The following is an 18,470-nucleotide window of genomic DNA, read 5'->3' as shown; positions in this document are numbered from 1 at the left end:
ACACACGTGCGGTCATCTTTCCTGTCCGCCAGCAGGGAGTTACCGCATGTCAGCGACACGACGTCAGATCCTGGGCCGTACCGGCGCGCTGGGTGCCTCCATCGCGTTCACCGGCAGCATCCAGGAGATCTTCGCCGGTACGGCCATGGCCGACGCACCCGGCCCGGGGGCTCCGGACGCCGCCGGGCGCGGCGGCTACGGCCCGCTCGTACCCGATCCGGACGGGGTGCTCGACCTCCCCAAGGGCTTCCGCTACCGCGTGCTGTCCCGCTCGGGCGACCCGCTGCGCTCCGGCGAGGGCGAGGTCCCCAGCAACTGCGACGGCATGGCCGCCTTCCCGGGCCGGTCGGGCGGCGGCAGAGGAAGCCGTACGCATCTGGTCCGCAACCATGAGAACCGCAAGGACGCCGCGATCCGCGTCCCCGCCGTCAAGGGCCTCACCTACGACCCGATGGGCATGGGCGGCTGCACCGCCCTCGCGCTCGACTCCGCCAACCGGGTGCAGTCGGAACGGGTCGCCATCGCCGGTACGGCCGTCAACTGCGCGGGGGGCCCGACCCCCTGGCACACCTGGCTGACCTGCGAGGAGACCGAGGACAAGGCCGGTACGAACGGCTACACCAAGGACCACGGGTTCATCTTCGAGGTCGACCCGTACGATCCGCGCCGCACCGGCGCCGTCCCGCTCACCGCCATGGGCCGCTTCCAGCACGAGGCGATCGCCGTCGACCCGCGCAGCGGGGTCGTCTACGAGACCGAGGACGCCTTCGAGCGACCGTTCGGCCTCTTCTACCGCTTCCTGCCGCGTAAACCCCTCGGCGGGACCGGGTCGCTGCGCGCGGGCGGAAAGCTCCAGGCCCTGCGGGTGCCGGGGGTGGCCGACCTGTCCACCATCCAGGAGCCGGGGACGTCCTTCGGCGACATCGAGTGGGTCACCGTCCCCGACCCGCTCGCGGCGGAAACCCCCATCCGCTTCCAGGACTTCGGCCCGGGCGGCATCACCCACGCCCAGAAGCTGGAGGGCTGCTACTGGGGCGGCAGCTCGGTCTACTTCGTCTCCAGCTTCGCCAAGAGCGCGGACGGCTCGGCCGCCGACCACTTCGGGCAAATCTGGCGCTACGACCCGCAGCGGCACCGGCTCACCCTGGTGATCGTCTTCGGGCCGGACACGGACGTGCAGCTGCCCGGCGAGTCACCGGACAACATCACGCTCGCGCCCAGCGGCGGGCTGATGGTCTGCGAGGACGGCGAGGGCGCGCAGCACGTGTACGGGCTGACCCGGCGCGGCGAGGTCTACCCGATGGCGCGCAACCGCCAGGCTCTGACATCAGCCGCTACCGCGGCGGGCGGGACCGAGGACGAGCCCGAGTGGGGTGAGTTCGCGGGCGTCACCTTCGCCCCGGACCGCCGCACGATGTACGTGAACTGCTACACCCCGGGCACCACGTTCGCGATCACCGGCCCCTGGCACCACTGACGCCCGTTGTGCCTCCTGCCCCTTGTGCGCGGGGCAGGAGGCCGCAGTGTCACTACCGCCGCGAACTCACCGCACAGGCGATCGCCGTCGCCCCGGCGGCGAGCACGGCGGTCACGGCGAGCGGCAGCAGCGGCATGCTCACGGTGCCGCTGCGTGATCCGTTGACCAGGCCCGATACGGCCGCGTTCGCGGGCGAGGCGCCGATCACGGACACCAGCAGCGCGGCGAGCGCGGTCGAGAGGATGGCCCAGCCGGGACGGCGCAGCAGCGGCCGGTTGCACAGCGCGCCCACGGCCGTACCGAGCAGCGCGCAGGCGAGCGCGGCCAGCAGCCCGGCGACGGTCGCCGCCGCCAGGGGCACGTCGACCCGCCCGTCCGCACTGCGCGGATCGCCGACCAGCGCGACGTACGACGTCCCGGCGACCCCGAGGACGACCGCCACCCCCAGCCCGGTCAGCACCCCGGCCAGATGCACCCGCCCGGGCCCCCGCGCGGCAGCCGCGCAGGCCCGCGCCGCGGCGGGCTCGTTGGTGACGCACACCCGCACCAACCAGGCGGCCACCGGCAGCACCCCGGCGGCGGCGTACCCGAAGGAGTCGAGCACCGGCTGCCCGGGCTGCACCCCGATGCCCATGAAGGCGGCATAGAGGATGAGCGGCGGCAGCCACCGATGCGAACGGGCGAGCAGCGCCACCTGATAGCGCAACAGGGCGGTCATACGTCCTCCGCGACTTCGCTCACCGAGCGGATGCGCCAGGCCGGATCAGCCCCGAGCAGAACCCGCAACACCTCATCGGACTCCCCGGCCGAGACGACCATCCGCACAACCCGCCGCCCACCCTCCGGCACGGACTGCGGGGGCCCACCCGGCACCCCCTCCCCGGCGTTCCGCCCGGCCTGCCCGGGGCGCGCCCCCGCCCTCGCCTCGTCGCCAGGGCCCGGCGCGGTCTGCGCGGCCTGCCCATGCCCTGCGTCAAGCCCCTCCCCGCCGGGGCCCAGCGCGCCCTGCGTTGCCTGCCCGACCCGCGCGGCCTCGCCGCCGGGGTTTGACGTGGGCGTCGTCGGCTCGGGGACGGGCTCGTAGCGCGGGGCGCCGGGGAGGTTCGGCGGGAGGGCGGTTCCCGGCGGGGCCTCGGCCTCGATGCGGACCCGGGGGCCGGGGGCGGCCACCGGTGTCTCACCTCCAGCCGCCGGTAGCGGCAGCGGCTCCAGGCGGGTGTCCGTTACGCGGAACACGGCGTCCGGGGCGCCGGGCAGGCGGCGGGGGTCGTGGTCCACGAAGACGACCGCGGCGCCCTCGGCGACCCGCTCCGCCACCGCCTCGTCCAGGACGGCGCGGGCGGCGCGGTCGAGGCCGGTCCAGGCCTCGTCCAGGACGAGCAGGGCGGGCGCGGCCAGCAGCGCCTGGGCCACGGCGACCTTCTGGCTGGTGCCCTTGGACAGCTCGGCGAGCGGGGTGGCCGCGTACGCGTCCGCGCCGAAGCGCTCCAGCCACTCCCCCGCCCCGCGCGCCGCCTCGGCCCGGCCCAGGCCGTGGATCCGGCCCAGATGCGTGAGGTAGCCGAGGACGGAGAAGGGCAGCTCGGCGGGGAACCGCTCGGGGACGTACGCGGTGCGCGGGCGGTCGGTGATGCGGCCCGAGGTGGGGGCGTCGATCCCGGCGAGCAGCCGCAGGAGGGTGGATTTGCCGCTGCCGTTCGTCCCCTCGACGCGGGTCAGCGACCCCGGCCGTACGTCGAGATCGACGCCGCGCAGCACCCAGGGCCCGGCCAGCCCGTAGCGGCGGCCGACTCCTCGCAGTCTCATGCTGGTTGAGCATAGGCACTCGGGCGGCGGCCCGCCGCCGCTGTCGGCGGGTGCTGGCAGACTGGACCGCGTGACCAGCTCAGACGCCATCCCCGCCAGTCCCCCCACCCCCCGCAGCAGCCCGTTCCGGCACGCGGAGACGGACCGGGACGCGGCGCCGCAGTTCGTGCTGCCCCTGGTGGTGCGGATCGAGAAGGCCGCGCCCCCGGCCCGTACGGACGCCCTGGAGACGGCGGCGCGCGCGGTGCTGGCGCTGCTGTCGGACGAGCGGGCGACGGCGGAGGACGGCGAGTGGGCCGAGGCCGTACGGGACTGGCAGGACGCCCGGATCCGCAAGGTCGTACGGCGGGCGCGGGGCGCGGAGTGGCGGCGCGCCCAGACGCTTCCGGGCATCACGCTCACCGGCGGGGCGGCGGCCCACGGGGACGGCCCGGCGGCCGAGGTGCGGGTGTTCCCGCCGGTGCCGCTGGACGGCTGACCCAAGGAGCTGGCCAAGCTCCAGGTCTCCGGCACCGAGCTGGACGACCCCGCACCGCCGCCCGCGCCGGACCCGGCCGGGCCGGTGCTGTGGCTGAACCCGGACGTCACGATGTCGGCGGGCAAGGCCATGGCGCAGGCCGGACACGGTGCGCAGCTGGCCTGGTGGGAGCTGGACGACGCGGGGCGGGCGGCGTGGCGCGAGGCCGGTTTCCCGCTGGCGGTGCGGACGGCCCCGGCCGAGCGGTGGGGCGCGCTCACCCGGGGCGGTCTGCCGGTCGTACGGGACGCGGGCTTCACCGAGATCGCCCCGGGGTCCTGCACGGTGGTGGCGGACCACCCGGCCCTGCGGCGGTCCTAGGGGTGGGTCAGGTGGCGACCGTGGTAACGGGGTCGAGGCCGTAGGTGCGGGCGTAGCCGTTCTCGGTGCCGACGATGAGGTCGACGACCTCGAAGTAGCGGTCCCAGAACGGGGTTTCGCGCAGCACGTCGATGAGGAGCTGGTAGGCCTCGTGGTCGTCGGCTTCCCAGACCCAGACGTCGGTGACGCGGGTGGAGTAGAACTCCGTGTCGTAGAAGCGTGACCGGACGCCCTTGGTCCTGGCCTTGACTGCGGACATGACCTGGGTGGTGAACGCGTCGACCCGTTCCTCGGGGGTCATGGCGAGCCACTCGGGCTGGGTCTTGATGAGCATGAAGGCGGTGACCGGCGGGGCGGTGTTGGGCGCGGCGGACATGGTGGATCCTCCAGGTTCGGCAGGTGATGAGTGCGTACCGGATCGGCACGCACTCATCCTGCGGAGGACAACGGCGTTGCCACAATGGGAACTTCAGCAAGGGATCATTGCCTGAAATGGAATTACGCTGGTGAGCAGTCAGAACAGTCCAGAGCCGGTCACTCCGGGGCCGACCATCGACGCCCAGCTCGCCGTCGCGCTGGACGCGCTGCTGACCGAGCAGAGCGTCACCCGCGCCGCCGCGCGCCTGCGCACCTCGCCCGCCGCCATGAGCCGCAACCTGGCCCGCCTCCGCCGCGTCCTCAAGGACCCGCTGCTGGTCCGGGCCGGGCAGACCATGGTCCCCACTCCCCGCGCCCAGGCCCTGCGCGATGAGGCGGCCACGGTGGTGCGCCGCCTGGGGGCGCTGCTGACGCCCGGGCCCGGTGTCGACCCCGCCACGCTGCGCCGCACCTTCACCTTCCAGGCCGCCGATCTGGCCGGTGCGGCGCTGGCCCCGGGGCTACTGGAACTGGCCCGGCGGGAGGCGCCGGGGGTGTCGCTGCGGTTCCTGGCCGAAGAGCTGGAGGGCGGACCGGCACTGCGCGACGGCCGGATCGACCTGGAGGTCGGGGCCATCGACCACGTCGACCCCGAAACCCAGGTCGAGGAGCTGGTCACCCTGCGGATGGCGGCGGCCGTCCGGCCCGGTCACCCGCTCACCGAAGGGCCCCTGACCCCGGACCGGCTCGCCGCCGCCGAACACGTGGCGGTCAGCCGTCGCGGCCGGTTCACCGGCCCCCTGGACACCGCCCTGGCCGAGCACGGCCTGCACCGGCGGGTCGCGGTCGTCCTCCCCAGCCACCTGGCCGCGATGGCCCTCGCCGCCCGCAGCGACGTCGTCTGCCTCGTCCCCACCGCACTCCCCGGCGCCGCCGTCTCTTCCCTCGCCGACGCCGCGACCGCCCTCGGCCTGCACTTCCTCGACATCCCGCTGCCGCTGCCGCCGGTGATCATCGGCATGGCCTGGCATCCCCGGCACGCCGCCGACGGAGCCCACCACTGGCTCCGCGACGCCGTCCGCCGGACCCTCGGCACAAAATCGCTCGTGCGGGGCACCCACCCCGCCGTACCGTGACCCAGCTGACGATCACGGGGCACGATCACAGAGGGGACCGGGAAACGGTGGAGCAGCACAACGGGTGGGCCGACGAGGGGTTCGGCGCCGTCGCCGACACCTTCTCGCGGAACTTCGCCGACTTTCCCGAACTCGGCTCGGCCGTCACGGTGTTCGTCGGCGGGCGCAAGGTCGTGGAGCTGTGGGGCGGGATCGCGGACGAACGTACCGGCCGGGCCTGGGAGCGGGACACGGTCGTACCGGTCTTCTCCTGCGCCAAGGGCCTCGTGAGCCTGTGCGCCCACCTCCTCGCGCAGGAGGCCCGCCTCGATCTCGACGCCCCGGTGAGCCGCTACTGGCCCGCCTTCGCGCGGCACGGCAAGGACGCCATCACCTGCCGCATGGTCCTCGGCCACCGGGCGGGCGTCCCCGCCCTCGACGCGGTGCTCGGCTTCGAGGAGATCGCCGCCTGGGCGCCGGTGATCCGCGCCATCGAGGAGCAGCGTCCGCTGTGGGAGCCGGGCACGGCGTACGAGTACCACGGCCATGTCTTCGGCTTCCTCATCGGCGAGGTCATCCGCCGGATCACCGGGCTCACCCCGGGCGCGTACTTCCGCACCGCCGTGGCCGACCCGCTGGGGCTGCGGGCCTGGATCGGCCTGCCCGCGCCGGAGATGGACGGCCGCGCCCGCCTCGTCGAGGCCGAGGGGCGGCCCGGGATGCCGGGCCCCGAGCATCTGCTGACCCGCATCGTGACGATGAACGGCGCGCTGGTCTTCCCCGGCACCGACGCGCCGCACGGCTGGAACGACCCGGCGCTGCTCGGCGCGGAGCTGCCCGGCGCGGGCGCCACCGCGTCGGCGAGCGGCCTCGCCGGGATGTACGCGGCGGCCGTGACCGGCGTCGACGGCCAGGAGCGGCTGCTCGCCCCGGAGACGGTGACGGACGCGGTCCGCGAGGTGTCGTCCGGCCGGGGCTGGCTGGGCTTCGACGCCGGGGCGCGCTGGGGCGCGGGCTTCCTGCTCGACTCGGCGGCCTTCCGCCCGATGCTGGGCGGGCGCAGCTTCGGCAACGACGGGGCGGGCGGCCAGTTCGCCTTCGGCGACGACGAGTACGGCGTGGGCTTCGCGTACGTCGCCAACCGCATGATCGGCCACGGCGACGCCCGCGCCACCCGCCTGACGGAGGCCGTACGCGCCTGCGTAACCACCTGACGCCGGTCCCCGGGCGAACCGGCGCCCGCGCCTGCGCGGCCGTACGACCGACCCAGCGCGACCGCCACCGGGGCGGCGGCCAGCCGCGCGCAGGCCGGATCAGGCCCCGCCCCTCCGCCGCGCGACGGGGCCAGCCCCCGGCCCCGGCTGGGGCGCGGGTCTTGGTCGAGACGGACTAGCCCCCACCCCGCCCCTTCCCGAAACCGGGGGCGAGGCCCCCGGCCCCCGCTGCGGGGGCTCCGCCGCTGCCGCCCCACGGCCGGGCCAAACGCGAGGCCGGTCCAGCGCGGCAGCGCGTGCGGGTCGCGCACGCCACCAACAGCGGCACCACATCCACGACCAGCCGCCAGACGGCCCAGCGCGGGCCACGGAGGCCGCAGGGCCAGACGCCGCGCTGGGCCGGGCACGAGCCCCGGACCGGGGCGGGTCAGGTCCGGGGCCGGGGCCGGGTCAGGCCCCGGGCCGAGTCAGGCGCGGCGGCGCTTGCGGATCGCGCGGGTCACCACCGGCGGCAGTACGTCGGCGGCCAGCCGACGGACCTGGCTGGGGCGGCGCGGGGCGGAGGCCGAGGCCGGGGCGGCGGGCGCGCGGCCCGCGTTCGGGGCGGGGGCGGCGGGCGCCTCGTCGGCGTAGCGGGACCTCGGCGCCGCCGGGTTCTTCGGCTTCCCGGAGAACCGCAGCACCCGGCTGCCCGCGATCTCCTGGCGGCTGGTGTGCATCCCACGGCGCCACGCGTCGTCCGCGAGCATCTCTTCCTGGATGGGGCCGGGGTCGCCCCACATGCCGTAGAGCTTCTGCGTGGTCAGGCAGATGGGCCGCAGCCCGCGGTTGAAGACGGCCTCCCACGCGGCGGCGGCCACGCCGGGGGTGTGCTCGGAGCGGAAGTCGTCGAGCACGACGATGCCGCCGGGCAGCAGGACGTCACGCGCGGCGATGATGTCGCCCTCCACGTGCTCGTACAGGTGCGAGGCGTCGACGTGGACGAAGCGGCAGGTGTCGTCGTCCACGAGGCTGGGCACGATCGAGGTCGTGCCCTGGAGGATGTGGGGCAGCTCGTCGTGGAACGCCAGATAGTTCTGCTCGAAGGCGGTGCGGGTGAGGGTCGCGTACGACTTCCGGGCCTCCGCCGCGTTGTTCTCGTCCGGCGCGTCCTCCGCGTCGAAGAGGTCGCAGACCGTGAAGCGCTCATCAGCCCGCAGGTACGCGGCGGTGAAGATGGCGCTCTTGCCCATGTAGGCGCCCATCTCCATGAGGTCCCCGTGCTCCCCGAGGCGCTCCTGACGCCGCAGGAAGAAGTCGAACAGCACTTGGTCAAGGCTGGGGAACCACCCCTTGACGTCATTGAGGCTGCGGGGGCGCTGCGCTGCTGCGGCGGTGGTGGCCGTCATTGGTGCTCTCTGTTCCTCGGAGGCGGTCGGGAGAGACGTGGATCGCGGGCCACGCTGGCAGTGGCAGGCAACGCCGGGACGTCACGGTTGTGCATATTGTGTGACCAGAGCGTTGAGCGACCGTACGGGCGCGGAGGGGCACGAACGGAGCGGTGCACGGAACGGGTCTTACGGACCGATGACGGGACGGCGCGGACACGGGCCCGGCGGCCGGTGAACGCCTAGCGTCGGGGCCATGCGCGTACTCGTCACCGGAGGCGCGGGCTTCATCGGCTCGCACATCGTCACCGCTCTCACCGACCGAGGCCATGAGCCGGTCGTCCTCGACGCACTGCTGCCCGCCGCCCATCCGTCGCCGCCACGGCCGTCCGGCGCCGAGTGGATCCACGCCGATGTGCGGGACCGGGCGGCGGTGGAGAAGGCACTGCACGGGGTGGACGCCGTCTGCCACCAGGCGGCGATGGTCGGCCTCGGCAAGGACTTCGCCGACGCGCCGGACTACGTCGGCTGCAACGACCTGGGCACGGCGGTCCTGCTGGCGGCCATGGCCGGGCGCGGGGTGCGTTCCCTGGTGCTGGCCGGGTCGATGGTGGTGTACGGGGAGGGGCGCTACGACTGCCCCCGGCACGGCCGGGTACGCCCCGGGCCGCGCGCCGAGGCCGACTTGGCCGCCGGGCGGTTCGAACCCGGCTGCCCGGACTGCGGCACCCCGCTGCGACCGGGCCTGGTCGACGAGGACGCACCGGTCGACCCGCGCAACGTCTACGCCACCACGAAGCTGGCGCAGGAGCATCTGGCGGCGGCCTGGGCGCGGTCCGTGAACGGCCGCGCGGTCTCGCTGCGCTACCACAATGTCTACGGGCCGGGCATGCCGCGCGACACCCCGTACGCGGGCGTCGCCTCCTTCTTCCGCTCGGCCCTCGCGCGCGGCGAGGCACCCACGGTCTACGAGGACGGCGGGCAGCGCCGCGACTTCATCCACGTACGGGACGTGGCCTCGGCCAACGCCGCCGCCCTGGAGGCACTCGCCGCCCCGGCGGCCGACTCCACAACACCCCCGGGCGGCCTCACCGGGTACAACACCGGCAGCGACGACCCCCATACGATCGGCGAGATGGCCGGGGCGCTGGCGGCGGCCTGCGGCGGCCCAGTGCCGCAGGTCACGGGCGCGTACCGGCTGGGCGACGTACGGCACATCACGGCCTCCTCGCGGCGGCTCCGCGAAGAGCTGGGCTGGCGGCCCGTGGTCCCGTTCGACGAGGGCATGACGGAGTTCGCCCACGCGCCCCAGCGCGCGGCATCCGCCCCGGCGGCCACCCCGGCGCCACGCCCGCTCCACCCGGTCCGGTAACCGCGTTCCGCGACGCTGCCGGGGAGCGCCCCGAACCCGCAGCCACGGGGCGGGCCCTTCCCCGGCCACGGGCGCGCGGCCCCACGGAACCGGCGGACCGCCCGGGCGGGGCTACGCCCGGGCGGCGGGCAGCCGCACCTCGAAGCGGCAGCCGCCGTCCACGTTCCGCACGGCCGCCTGGCCGTCGTGGGCCTCGACGATGCCACGGACGATGGCGAGGCCCAGCCCGGCGCCCGCCGGGGGCGTGCGGGCATGGGTGCCGCGCCATCCGGTGTCGAACACCCGCGGCAGATCCTCGTCCGGGATGCCGCCGCAGCCGTCGGTGACGGACAGCACCACGGTGTCCGCCTCGCGCCGGGCGGCCACGGCGACCGTGCCGTCCGCCGGGGTGCGGCGGATGGCGTTGATGAGGAGGTTGCCGAGGACGCGGGTCATCTCCTTCCCGTCGACTTCGACGGGGACGGGGTCCACGGAGTCGCCGATCAGCTGGACGCCCAGCTCGCGGGCGAGCGGGTCGGCGCCCGCGAGGGCGTCGCCGATCAGGTCGTAGACGGAGATCCGGGTGGGGGCGAGGGACAGCGCCCCGGCGTGGATGCGGGACAGTTCGAAGAGGTCGCCGACCATCGTGTTGAGCCGCTCCACCTCCGTGCGGATCTGGCGGTGGTAGCGGTCCGGGTCCTCCACCACGCCGTCCTCCAGCGCCTCGGACATCGCCCGCAGCCCGGCCAGCGGGGTGCGCAGATCGTGGGAGATCCAGGCGACCAGCTCGCGGCGGGAGGACTCCAGGGCCCGTTCCCGCTCGCGGGACTGGGCCAGCTTGGCGCTGGTCGCGGCCAGTTCGCGGCCGAGTTCGGCGAGTTCGGCGGTCGCGGCGCCACCGGGGGCGGCGAAGCTGCCGCCGTCCCCGAAGGAGCGGGCGGCGAGGGTCAGCTCATGGCTGCGGGCCACCACCCAGCGGCCCAGCAGCAGCGCGGTGGCCAGGGACACGACCGCGGCCATGGCGCAGACGGTGGTGACGACCGTCAGGTCGTGCGGGGACAGGAACATCGCCCAGGCGACCGCGAGCGTCCCGGTGAGCATGGCCGTCACCGCGACGGCGGCCACGACGGCGAGGGACACGACGACGGACCGGCCGCGCAGCAGCCGCAGGGCGAGCGCGCCGAGCAGCCCGGCCGCGGCAGCGCCGAGGAACGCGAACAGGGCCATCAGCAGGACGTCACGCATGGCGGTCCGGCCCCTCCGCCCCGGCCGGTGCGTCCGGTGCGTCATGCGCGTCCGGCGCGTCCGGCGCGTCGAAGCGGTAGCCCACGCCCCAGACGGTCTGGATGAGGCGCGGCGCGGCGGGGTCGTCCTCGATCTTCCCGCGCAGCCGCCGCACATGGACGGTGACGGTGGACAGATCGCCGAAGTCCCAGCCCCAGACGTCCCGCATCAGCTCCTCGCGGGTGCAGGCGACCCCGGGGTGGCGCAGCAGGAAGGCCAGCAGGTCGAACTCGCGGAGGGTGAGGCCGAGTTCATGGCCGTTCCGGGTGGCACGGCGGGCCATCGGGTCGAGGGTGATCCCGGCGCGGCGGAGCACGGTGTCCGGCCGCCCGGGACCGGGGCCCCGCGCCCCGGCGGAGGCGTGCGGTCCGGTACGGCCGCGGCGCAGCACCGACTCCACCCGCAGCACCAGCTCGCGCGGGCTGAACGGCTTGGTGACGTAGTCGTCCGCGCCGATCTCAAGACCGAGGATCCGGTCGTCCTCGTCGCCGCGCGCGGTCAGCATGATCACGGGCACCGGCCCCTTGCGGCGGAGCGCGCGGCACACGTCCAGGCCGTCCATGCCGGGCAGCATGAGGTCGAGGACGACCAGGTCGGGCCATCGGGCGTCGGCGCGGGCGAGCGCGCCGTGGCCGTCGGCGGCCCGGTCGACGGTGAAACCGGCGCGGGTGAGGTATCCGGCGACGACCTCGGCGACGGTCGGATCGTCGTCCACGACGAGCACGCGGCCGGGAGGCGATGTCTGCTGCATACGCTCCAGCCTGGCACCCGGCCGTGCGGACCGTCCCGCCCAGGCGTGCGGGACGGCGTCGACGTCCGCGTTTCGTAAGGACCCGATGTCCGGAATGCGGCTTTTTCGTTCGTAGGGTGGGCCGGGTGACACACTCGACCGCTCCTCGCGCGGACGTCGTCCTGCCGTGTCTGGACGAGGCCGCCGCCCTCCCCTGGGTGCTGGAACGCATCCCCGCCGGCTGGCGCGCCATCGTCGTCGACAACGGTTCGACGGACGACTCGGCCGCGATCGCCCGCGCCCTCGGCGCCACCGTCGTCCATGAGCCCCGCCGGGGCTTCGGGGCCGCCTGCCACGCCGGACTGCTCGCCGCCGACGCCGACTTCGTCTGCTTCTGCGACTGCGACGCCTCACTCGACCCCGGGCTGCTGCCCGGCTTCGTACGGAGCGTCGCCGACGGCGACGCCGACCTCGTGCTGGGGCGCCGCCGCCCCCAGGAGCGCGGCGCGTGGCCGGTGCACGCCCGGCTCGGCAACACCGCCCTGTCCCGGATGGTGCGGCGGCGCACCGGAACCGCCCTCCACGACCTCGGACCCCTGCGGGCCGCCCGGCGCGAACCGCTGCTGGGCCTGGGCCTCACCGACCGGCGCAGCGGCTACCCGCTGCAGATGGTCGTGCGGGCCGCCGACGCGGGCTGGCGGATCGAGGAGCGCGACGTGCCGTACCGGCCGCGCACCGGAAAGTCGAAGGTCACCGGCACCTGGCGGGGCACCTGGCACGCGGTGCGCGACATGCGGGCCGTCCTGCGCCAGTCGCCCGGGACCCCCGCCCCCGGCAGCCGTGCGGGGGTCGCCCGGTGACCGGGCAGGGCGCCGGTCGGCGCGCGCGGTGCACGGTGGTCGTCATCGCCAAGGAACCCGTGGCCGGGCGGGTGAAGACCCGGCTCACTCCTCCGTACACCCCCGCGGAGGCGGCGGCGCTGGCCGAGGCCGCGCTCGGCGACACCCTGCACGCCGTGCTCGGAATGCCCGCCCGGCGCCGGGTGCTGGCGCTCGACGGGGCCCCCGGGCCCTGGCTGCCGCCGGGCATCGAGGTCGTGCCGCAGGGCGGCGGCGGCCTGGACGAGCGGCTGGCCACAGCGTTCGCCGGATGCCAGGGGCCCACGCTGCTGGTCGGCATGGACACCCCGCAGATCACCCCCGCCCTGCTGGCGCCCGCGCTGGGCGGGGACGGCTGGCGGGACTGCGACGCCTGGTTCGGGCCCGCCGCCGACGGCGGCTTCTGGGCCCTGGGCCTGGCCGAACCGGATCCGGAGCTGCTGCGCGGAGTGCCGATGTCCACTCCCGTCACGGGCGCCGCACAGCGACGCCGTCTGGTGAACGCGGGGCTGCGAGTGCGCGAGCTGCCCGTACTGCGCGACGTCGACACGGCGGACGACGCCGCGTGCGTGGCGGCGCTCGCCCCGGGCGGCCGGTTCGCCCGCACCCTCGCCGGGCTGTCCCGGGCCGCCGCCCGATGAGCACGGCGACACGCGACGACGCGGGCGGCGCCACGGCAGGGTCCTGGCGCGCCGACCCCTATACGCGGGCGCTGAGCGCGGGCCGGGGACCGCTGTTCCTGCGCCGCGCGGACGGCTGGCTGCTGCCCCTGGAGGTCGAGCGCTGGTGCGCGGACGCCGACGCGGCGGACCGCACCGTGCTGCGCCGCTGCCAGGGGCCCGTACTCGACATCGGCTGCGGCCCCGGGCGGCTGGTCGCCGCGCTCGCCCCGTACGGACACCCCTGCCTCGGCATCGACGTGAGCCGGGCGGCGGTCGCCCGTACGGTGCGAACCGGCGGCCCGGCCCTGTGCCGCTCGGTGTTCGAGCCGCTGCCGGACGAGGGGCGCTGGGGCACGGCACTGCTGCTCGACGGCAACATCGGTATCGGCGGCGCCCCCCGGGCCCTGCTGGGGCGCGTGCGTCAACTCCTCACCCCCGAGGGGCTGCTGATCGTCGAGACGGCCACGGCCGATGTCGACGAACGGGTCCGGGTACGGGTGGACGACGGGCTCGGTCCGGTCGGCGAGGCGTTCCCCTGGGCCCGGGTGGGCGCCCCCGCGCTGCTGGACCACGCCCGGGCGGCGGGCTGGAGCGCCGCCGAACGCTGGACGGCCCGGGGCCGCGACTTCATGACCCTGCGCCGCGCCGCCGTTCCCGGGCCCGCCACATCGCCGTCCTGACCCACAGCCACAGCGCGGAGACGGCGAACAGCACGGCGGTGATCAGCAGCCAGCGCGGTAGGAAGACGTCGGCGGACAGCCCGGCCGACCGCTCGTAGCGGCGCCGCTGCGTCCCCGCGATCAGCGGGAACCACACCAGCAGCAACAGCGCCGAGACGAACGCGGGCACCCGTACGAAGTTGACGTACGAGGCGGGCGCCGGGACCGCCCGCTGGAGCGCCCGGTCGGCGAGCCCGTACAGCGGCAGCAGCACCAGGTCGTGCACGACGGCCGCACCGGCCACCCAGAGCGCGATCCCGAGCCAGTCGCCGCGCAGCAGCCGCACCCCCGCGTAGGCGGTCAGCGCGAAGGAGCACAGCAGCAGGAGGAGGTGCGGGGGCGAGTCGCCGTAACGCCGCCGGAAGCCGGAACCCTTCACACCGTCTCCCCGAAGCTCAGCCGGGCCACCCACTTGGTGTTGTGCACGCCCGGGGCGTTCGGGACGATGACGCGCGCCGGGTAGCCGTGGTCCGGCGACAGCTCCGCGCCGTTGACCCGCAGCGCGAGGAGCGAGCGCGGATCGCGGACCTGGTTGTCGCGCAGCACGACCGAGCGGAACGAGCCGTGCCGCTGGAGCGATTCGACGAGGACGCCCGGCGGCCGTTCGCCCAGGCCGACCAGCCCGGCGAGGTCGGACAGCCGCACCCCCTCCCACTCCTGGTCGGGGGTGGACCACCCCTCGACGCAGGCGATCGGCAACGCCGCCCCGTGCCGCGGCAGCCGCAGCAGCCGCTCCCGGGTCAGGACGGCCTCGCGGCCCGGGCCGCGCACCACCAGCCGCCAGCCGGGGCCGATGTCGCGGGCGCTGATGCCGACGGCGGCGGCGGTCTTGTTGATCTGGAAGCCGTTCGGGCCCCGGCCCGGCTCCCGGCCGTGCGGGGCGAGCAGCGCGGTCCTCCGCAGCGGCCCGTCGAGGCTCTGCCCGGCCGTCACCACCAGCAGCGCGGCCGAGCCGGTGCCCACCATCGCGAGCGCGCCCCGCCGCGACATGGTCGGCGGGGCCGGATCCGGGCTCACCAGACCGGTCTCGTCGGGCGGCTCCGGACGGGTGCGGGAGACCGGGGTGCGCAGCTCCGCCCGCAGGTCGCGGCCGCGCAGCGCGCGCACCATACGGGGGAAGCGGAGCGCCACGTGGACGGCGAACGCGGCCATGAAGACCCACGCCCCGTAGAAGTGCAGCGGGTAGAAGGAGCCGGGGAAGACGTACTCCAGCTGGACGTTGAGCACCCCGGTCACGAACTCGAACAGCCCGCCGCCGACCAGCGCGAGCAGCGACAGCCGCTCAAGACCGTGCCCGAGGGAGCGCACCGGCGGCCGCTCGAACAGCTTGGGGACGACGGACCACAGCTTGGCCAGCAGCACCGGGACCAGCACGACGCCGAGCGTGACGTGCACCCCTTGGGTGACGCGGTAGAGCCAGACGGGGTGGGTCGGCCAGGAGAAGAGGTAGAAGCCGAGCAGCCCCTTGTCCGGCGTCTTGTCGTTGACCGGGGACAGCTCCGGGTTGTACGCGGCGTACGACAGCAGCCCGGTGACGAACAGCACGGGGATCCCGAACAGCAGGACCAGGCCGAAGACGGACGTCAGCCAGGGGCCGCGCAAGGGGCTTCGCCAAGCTGGGGAACGGTGGCTCATGGCACGACGGTAGGGCCGCCGGACCGGTCCTCAGGGGCTCCGACGCATGACGAAACGCTGACATCGGCCCGCCCGGCCGTACGTCGCCCGCAGGATCTGACGGTTCGGTGACGGAGCGCGCCACAGCGGCCGATCCGGCAGGTCACCGGCATAGCGTGAGGCCGTGAAGCTCCCCCTCCGCATCCCCCTCCGCACCGATGACCCGACCCCCCGCACCCCGGACGGCGACGGGCGGACCGGCCGCCGCCGGGATGTGCTCGCCGCCGTCGCCGCCGCGCTCCTCTTCGCCGTCGCGGCCGTCGTCGGCACCCTGATCGAGCGGACCCACCACATCCTGTACGTCGACTGGGCGCCCCTGTACGCCGACTGGCTGCCCCACGCGGGCCCCGGCACGCCCGCCGCCGTGGCCCTCGCCGTGGCCGTCGTCGCGTACGGCCCGCGGATCGCGGCGACGCTGCCGTGGCGCCGTCTGCTGTGGGCGGGCTGGGCCGCCGCGATGGCCTGGACGTGGGCGCTGGCCCTCGTCGACGGCTGGGGGCGGGGCGTGGCCGGGCGGCTGACGCAGCGCAACGAGTATCTGCGTGGCGTCGACCGCTTCCAGGACATCGGCGCCGCGCTGCGCGGATTCACCGGTCACATCCTGATCGACGCACCCGATCACTGGCCCGCGCACATCGCCGGGCATCCGCCGGGCGCCGTGCTCACCTTCGTCGGGCTCGACCGCCTCGGGCTCGGCGGCGGCGCGTGGGCGGGGGCCTTCTGCATCACCGTCGGCAGCTCGGCGGTGGCCGCCGTCCTGGTCACGCTGCGCGCGCTGGGGCAGGAGCGGGCGGCGCGCACCGCCGCGCCCTTCCTCGTGCTGGCCCCGGCCGCGGTGTGGGTGGGGGCGTCAGCGGACGGCTACTTCGCGGCGGTCGTGGCCTGGGGGCTGGCGCTGCTCGCGCTGGCGGCGACCCGTACGGTCCGGGCGCCGGGCGCCGTCGCGCTGGCCGCCGGGCTGCTGCTCGGCCTCACCGCGTACCTGTCGTACGGGCTCACGCTCATGGCGCTGCCCGCCGCGGCCGTGCTGTTCCTCGCCCGTACGGTGCGGCCGCTGCCGTACGCGCTGGCCGGGGCGGCGGCGGTGGCGGGCGCCTTCACCCTGGCCGGTTTCGCCTGGTGGGAGGGGTACGACCTGCTGGTCGAGCGCTACTACCAAGGGGTCGCGGCAGACCGCCCGTACGGCTACTGGGTGTGGGCCAACCTCGCCTGCACGGTGGTCACGGCCGGGCTCGCCTCCGTCGCCGGGGTGCGCAGGGCGGTGGGGGCCGCACCCGGTGCCGTACGGCGGCTGCGGCGCGACGAAGGCCCGGGCGGTCAGGGCAGGTCGGACGGGCTCGTGGTGCTCGTGCTCGCCGCACTGCTCGCGCTGGTCACCGCCGATCTGTCCGGGATGAGCAAGGCGGAGACGGAACGCATCTGGCTGCCGTTCGTGCTCTGGCTGCTGCCCGCCGCCGCCCTGCTGCCCGCCCGTGACCTGCGCCGCTGGCTGGCGGTGCAGGCGGGGCTCGCGCTGCTGGTGAACCATCTGCTGCTCACCGGTTGGTGAGTGCCCGTCGATGAGTGGCCGATGTGAAGAGCAGGTGATACTTCTGTGATACTGAGCGGGGGCACACAACTGAACCGTTGCCAGGGGGCGGGACCCGTTGAAGGCGTTGAAGACCTTGAAGGCATCCAAGTCCTTGAAGGCGTTGAAGGCATTATCCGCGCGGAACACCTACGGCGTGGCCGCGCCCCTGGGCGCGCTCGTGGCCGTGGCCGTGGTCGTGGCGCTGCTCATCGCCCTGACCTCGCCGGGTGACACGGGCGGCGCGGTGGACGGCAGCGTCCAGGCCGCCGCACCCGTCCCCCGGGCGGACAAGGCCCCCAAGGGCGCCAAGAAGAAGAACAAGTACGCCGACTGGGACGGCAAGGTCAAGGTGATCGGGGACGGCTCCACGTCGTACACCGGCCCCCAGCCCGACCAGCCGAAGATCAAGAAACTGAAGCCGGGCGAGAAGCCCCCGCAGTTCGTGGTCTTCTCCTGGGACGGCGCGCTGGAGAACGGCGATCATCTCTTCTCCCGCTTCCGCCAGGTCGCCAAGGAAACCAACGCCAATATGACGTTCTTCCTGAGCGGCATGTATCTGCTGCCCAAGTACAAGAGCGATCTCTATCGGCCGCCCATGCACAAGCCGGGATCGGCCGCCATATCGTTCCCCACCGACGGGCACATACGCGAGACGCTGGAGCAGTTGCGCGGGGCGTGGCAGGAAGGCAACGAGATCGGCTCGCACTTCAACGGGCATTTCTGCGGCGCCAAGGGCGGCGGCGAATGGTCCACCGCACAGTGGAAGAGCGAGGCCGAGCAGGCGTACTCGTTCGTGGAGCAGTGGAAGACCAATACGGGATTCACCGACATCGAGCCGCTGCCCTTCGACTACGACGAGGAACTGGTCGGCGGTCGCGCCCCCTGCCTCGAAGGCCAGAAGAACCTGATCCCGGCCATCAAGTCGCTCGGCTGGCGCTACGACGCGAGCTCTCCGGGCGACTTCCAGATCTGGCCGTCCAAAATCAAGGGAATCTGGAACTTCCCGCTGCAGCTGGTGCCGTACCCGGAGAGCGAGAAGCAGGTCCTCTCCATGGATTTCAACTTCCTCTACAACCAGTCCGGTGACAGCACCGAGGGCGATCCGGCGAAGTACGCCGAATGGGAGCGGCTGACCCGCGAGGGCTATCTGAACGGCTTCGAGCGCGCGTACAACGGCAGCCGGGCACCGCTGTTCATCGGCAACCACTTCGAGACTTGGAACGGCGGCATCTATATGCAGGCCATCGAAGACGTGATGCGGAGCGTGTGCAAGCGCGACGGCGTGCGGTGCGTATCGTTCAAGCAGCTCGCCGACTGGCTGGACGCCCAGGATCCGAAGGTCCTGGACAAGCTGCGGATGCTCGACCCGGCGGAATCGCCGGACTGGTCGACGTACACCAAGTAGATATACGAAAGCCCGGCCGGGCT

At 74.4% G+C, this 18,470-nt stretch carries 17 protein-coding genes and 1 pseudogene; 10 read left to right on the top strand and 8 right to left on the bottom strand.

All coding sequences use genetic code 11. The features are described from left to right. Window positions 1-46 precede the first annotated feature (46 nt). Window positions 47-1,477 (top strand): alkaline phosphatase PhoX, encoded by a 1,431-nt coding sequence (locus ACFV9T_RS27760; RefSeq protein WP_385444964.1) that lies wholly within the window; start codon window positions 47-49, stop codon window positions 1,475-1,477. Window positions 1,478-1,529: 52 nt separating this feature from the next. Here the strand turns inward: ACFV9T_RS27760 and ACFV9T_RS27755 are convergent, their stop codons facing one another. Then, window positions 1,530-2,195 carry an ABC transporter gene (locus tag ACFV9T_RS27755; RefSeq protein WP_385444963.1) on the bottom strand — a complete coding sequence of 222 codons (666 nt, stop codon included), beginning with the start codon at window positions 2,193-2,195 and terminating at the stop codon, window positions 1,530-1,532. Continuing rightward, window positions 2,192-3,283, bottom strand: a complete 1,092-nt coding sequence (locus ACFV9T_RS27750) for an ATP-binding cassette domain-containing protein (protein WP_385444961.1) — start codon at window positions 3,281-3,283, stop codon at window positions 2,192-2,194. The genes ACFV9T_RS27755 and ACFV9T_RS27750 overlap by 4 nt, the downstream gene beginning before the upstream one ends. Before the next feature lie 70 nt (window positions 3,284-3,353). Here ACFV9T_RS27750 and ACFV9T_RS27745 point away from each other — a divergent pair. After that, window positions 3,354-4,121: pseudogene (locus tag ACFV9T_RS27745) on the top strand (peptidyl-tRNA hydrolase). A 7-nt stretch (window positions 4,122-4,128) separates the two neighbouring features. On the opposite strand, the gene ACFV9T_RS27740 reads toward ACFV9T_RS27745, so the two are convergent. After that, a complete protein-coding gene (locus ACFV9T_RS27740) occupies window positions 4,129-4,497 on the bottom strand; it encodes a darcynin family protein (RefSeq protein ID WP_385444959.1) in 369 nt (122 codons plus the stop codon). 121 nt (window positions 4,498-4,618) lie between these two features. Between ACFV9T_RS27740 and ACFV9T_RS27735 the strand changes: the two genes are divergently transcribed. Both ACFV9T_RS27735 and ACFV9T_RS27730 read left to right on the top strand, forming a co-directional pair. Next, window positions 4,619-5,614, top strand: coding sequence for a LysR family transcriptional regulator (locus ACFV9T_RS27735; RefSeq protein ID WP_385445076.1), 996 nt, complete (start codon window positions 4,619-4,621; stop codon window positions 5,612-5,614). 47 nt (window positions 5,615-5,661) lie between these two features. Next, the gene (locus ACFV9T_RS27730) at window positions 5,662-6,807 is read left to right on the top strand and encodes a serine hydrolase domain-containing protein (RefSeq protein ID WP_385444958.1); all 1,146 of its coding nucleotides are present in this window, start codon (window positions 5,662-5,664) and stop codon (window positions 6,805-6,807) included. Window positions 6,808-7,274: 467 nt separating this feature from the next. Here the strand turns inward: ACFV9T_RS27730 and ACFV9T_RS27725 are convergent, their stop codons facing one another. Then, window positions 7,275-8,195: a class I SAM-dependent methyltransferase gene (locus ACFV9T_RS27725; RefSeq protein ID WP_385444956.1), complete on the bottom strand. Its 921-nt coding sequence runs from the start codon at window positions 8,193-8,195 to the stop codon at window positions 7,275-7,277. Between the two features lie 235 nt (window positions 8,196-8,430). Here ACFV9T_RS27725 and ACFV9T_RS27720 point away from each other — a divergent pair, with 235 nt between their 5' ends. Further along, window positions 8,431-9,546 carry an NAD-dependent epimerase/dehydratase family protein gene (locus tag ACFV9T_RS27720; protein ID WP_385444954.1) on the top strand — a complete coding sequence of 372 codons (1,116 nt, stop codon included), beginning with the start codon at window positions 8,431-8,433 and terminating at the stop codon, window positions 9,544-9,546. Between the two features lie 111 nt (window positions 9,547-9,657). Here ACFV9T_RS27720 and ACFV9T_RS27715 read toward each other — a convergent pair whose 3' ends face one another. Together ACFV9T_RS27715 and ACFV9T_RS27710 are read right to left on the bottom strand one after the other, a co-directional pair. After that, the gene (locus tag ACFV9T_RS27715) at window positions 9,658-10,770 is read right to left on the bottom strand and encodes a sensor histidine kinase (RefSeq protein WP_385444952.1); all 1,113 of its coding nucleotides are present in this window, start codon (window positions 10,768-10,770) and stop codon (window positions 9,658-9,660) included. Then, window positions 10,763-11,560, bottom strand: a complete 798-nt coding sequence (locus tag ACFV9T_RS27710) for a response regulator transcription factor (RefSeq protein WP_385444950.1) — start codon at window positions 11,558-11,560, stop codon at window positions 10,763-10,765. The genes ACFV9T_RS27715 and ACFV9T_RS27710 overlap by 8 nt, the downstream gene beginning before the upstream one ends. A gap of 125 nt (window positions 11,561-11,685) precedes the next feature. Here ACFV9T_RS27710 and ACFV9T_RS27705 point away from each other — a divergent pair, with 125 nt between their 5' ends. The 3 genes from ACFV9T_RS27705 to ACFV9T_RS27695 are packed head-to-tail and all read left to right on the top strand — an operon-like array spanning window position 11,686 to window position 13,759. After that, the gene (locus ACFV9T_RS27705) at window positions 11,686-12,399 is read left to right on the top strand and encodes a glycosyltransferase family 2 protein (protein ID WP_385444949.1); all 714 of its coding nucleotides are present in this window, start codon (window positions 11,686-11,688) and stop codon (window positions 12,397-12,399) included. After that, window positions 12,396-13,058: a DUF2064 domain-containing protein gene (locus tag ACFV9T_RS27700; RefSeq protein WP_385444948.1), complete on the top strand. Its 663-nt coding sequence runs from the start codon at window positions 12,396-12,398 to the stop codon at window positions 13,056-13,058. Before ACFV9T_RS27705 ends, ACFV9T_RS27700 begins: the two co-directional genes overlap by 4 nt. Further along, on the top strand, window positions 13,055-13,759 hold the full coding sequence (locus ACFV9T_RS27695; RefSeq protein ID WP_385444946.1) for a methyltransferase domain-containing protein: 705 nt from the start codon (window positions 13,055-13,057) through the stop codon (window positions 13,757-13,759). The genes ACFV9T_RS27700 and ACFV9T_RS27695 overlap by 4 nt, the downstream gene beginning before the upstream one ends. Here the strand turns inward: ACFV9T_RS27695 and ACFV9T_RS27690 are convergent. Continuing rightward, complete coding sequence (locus tag ACFV9T_RS27690) at window positions 13,707-14,177, bottom strand: hypothetical protein (RefSeq protein ID WP_385444944.1); 471 nt, start codon at window positions 14,175-14,177, stop codon at window positions 13,707-13,709. The two genes, ACFV9T_RS27695 and ACFV9T_RS27690, sit on opposite strands and share 53 nt — an antisense overlap. Beyond that, entirely contained in the window at window positions 14,174-15,433 is a 1,260-nt protein-coding gene (locus ACFV9T_RS27685) for a molybdopterin-dependent oxidoreductase (protein ID WP_385444943.1), read from the bottom strand. The genes ACFV9T_RS27690 and ACFV9T_RS27685 overlap by 4 nt, the downstream gene beginning before the upstream one ends. Before the next feature lie 163 nt (window positions 15,434-15,596). Here ACFV9T_RS27685 and ACFV9T_RS27680 point away from each other — a divergent pair, with 163 nt between their 5' ends. After that, the gene (locus tag ACFV9T_RS27680; RefSeq protein WP_385444941.1) at window positions 15,597-17,021 is read left to right on the top strand and encodes a hypothetical protein; all 1,425 of its coding nucleotides are present in this window, start codon (window positions 15,597-15,599) and stop codon (window positions 17,019-17,021) included. 115 nt (window positions 17,022-17,136) lie between these two features. Beyond that, window positions 17,137-18,447 (top strand): hypothetical protein, encoded by a 1,311-nt coding sequence (locus tag ACFV9T_RS27675; RefSeq protein WP_385444940.1) that lies wholly within the window; start codon window positions 17,137-17,139, stop codon window positions 18,445-18,447. The last annotated feature ends 23 nt before the right edge of the window (window positions 18,448-18,470 follow it).

The organism is Streptomyces sp. NPDC059850 (assembly GCF_042731515.1).
Classification (GTDB): Bacteria; Actinomycetota; Actinomycetes; order Streptomycetales; family Streptomycetaceae; genus Streptomyces.
The sequence above is the reverse complement of the archived record's forward strand: the minus strand, read 5'-3'. Positions and strand labels throughout refer to the sequence as shown.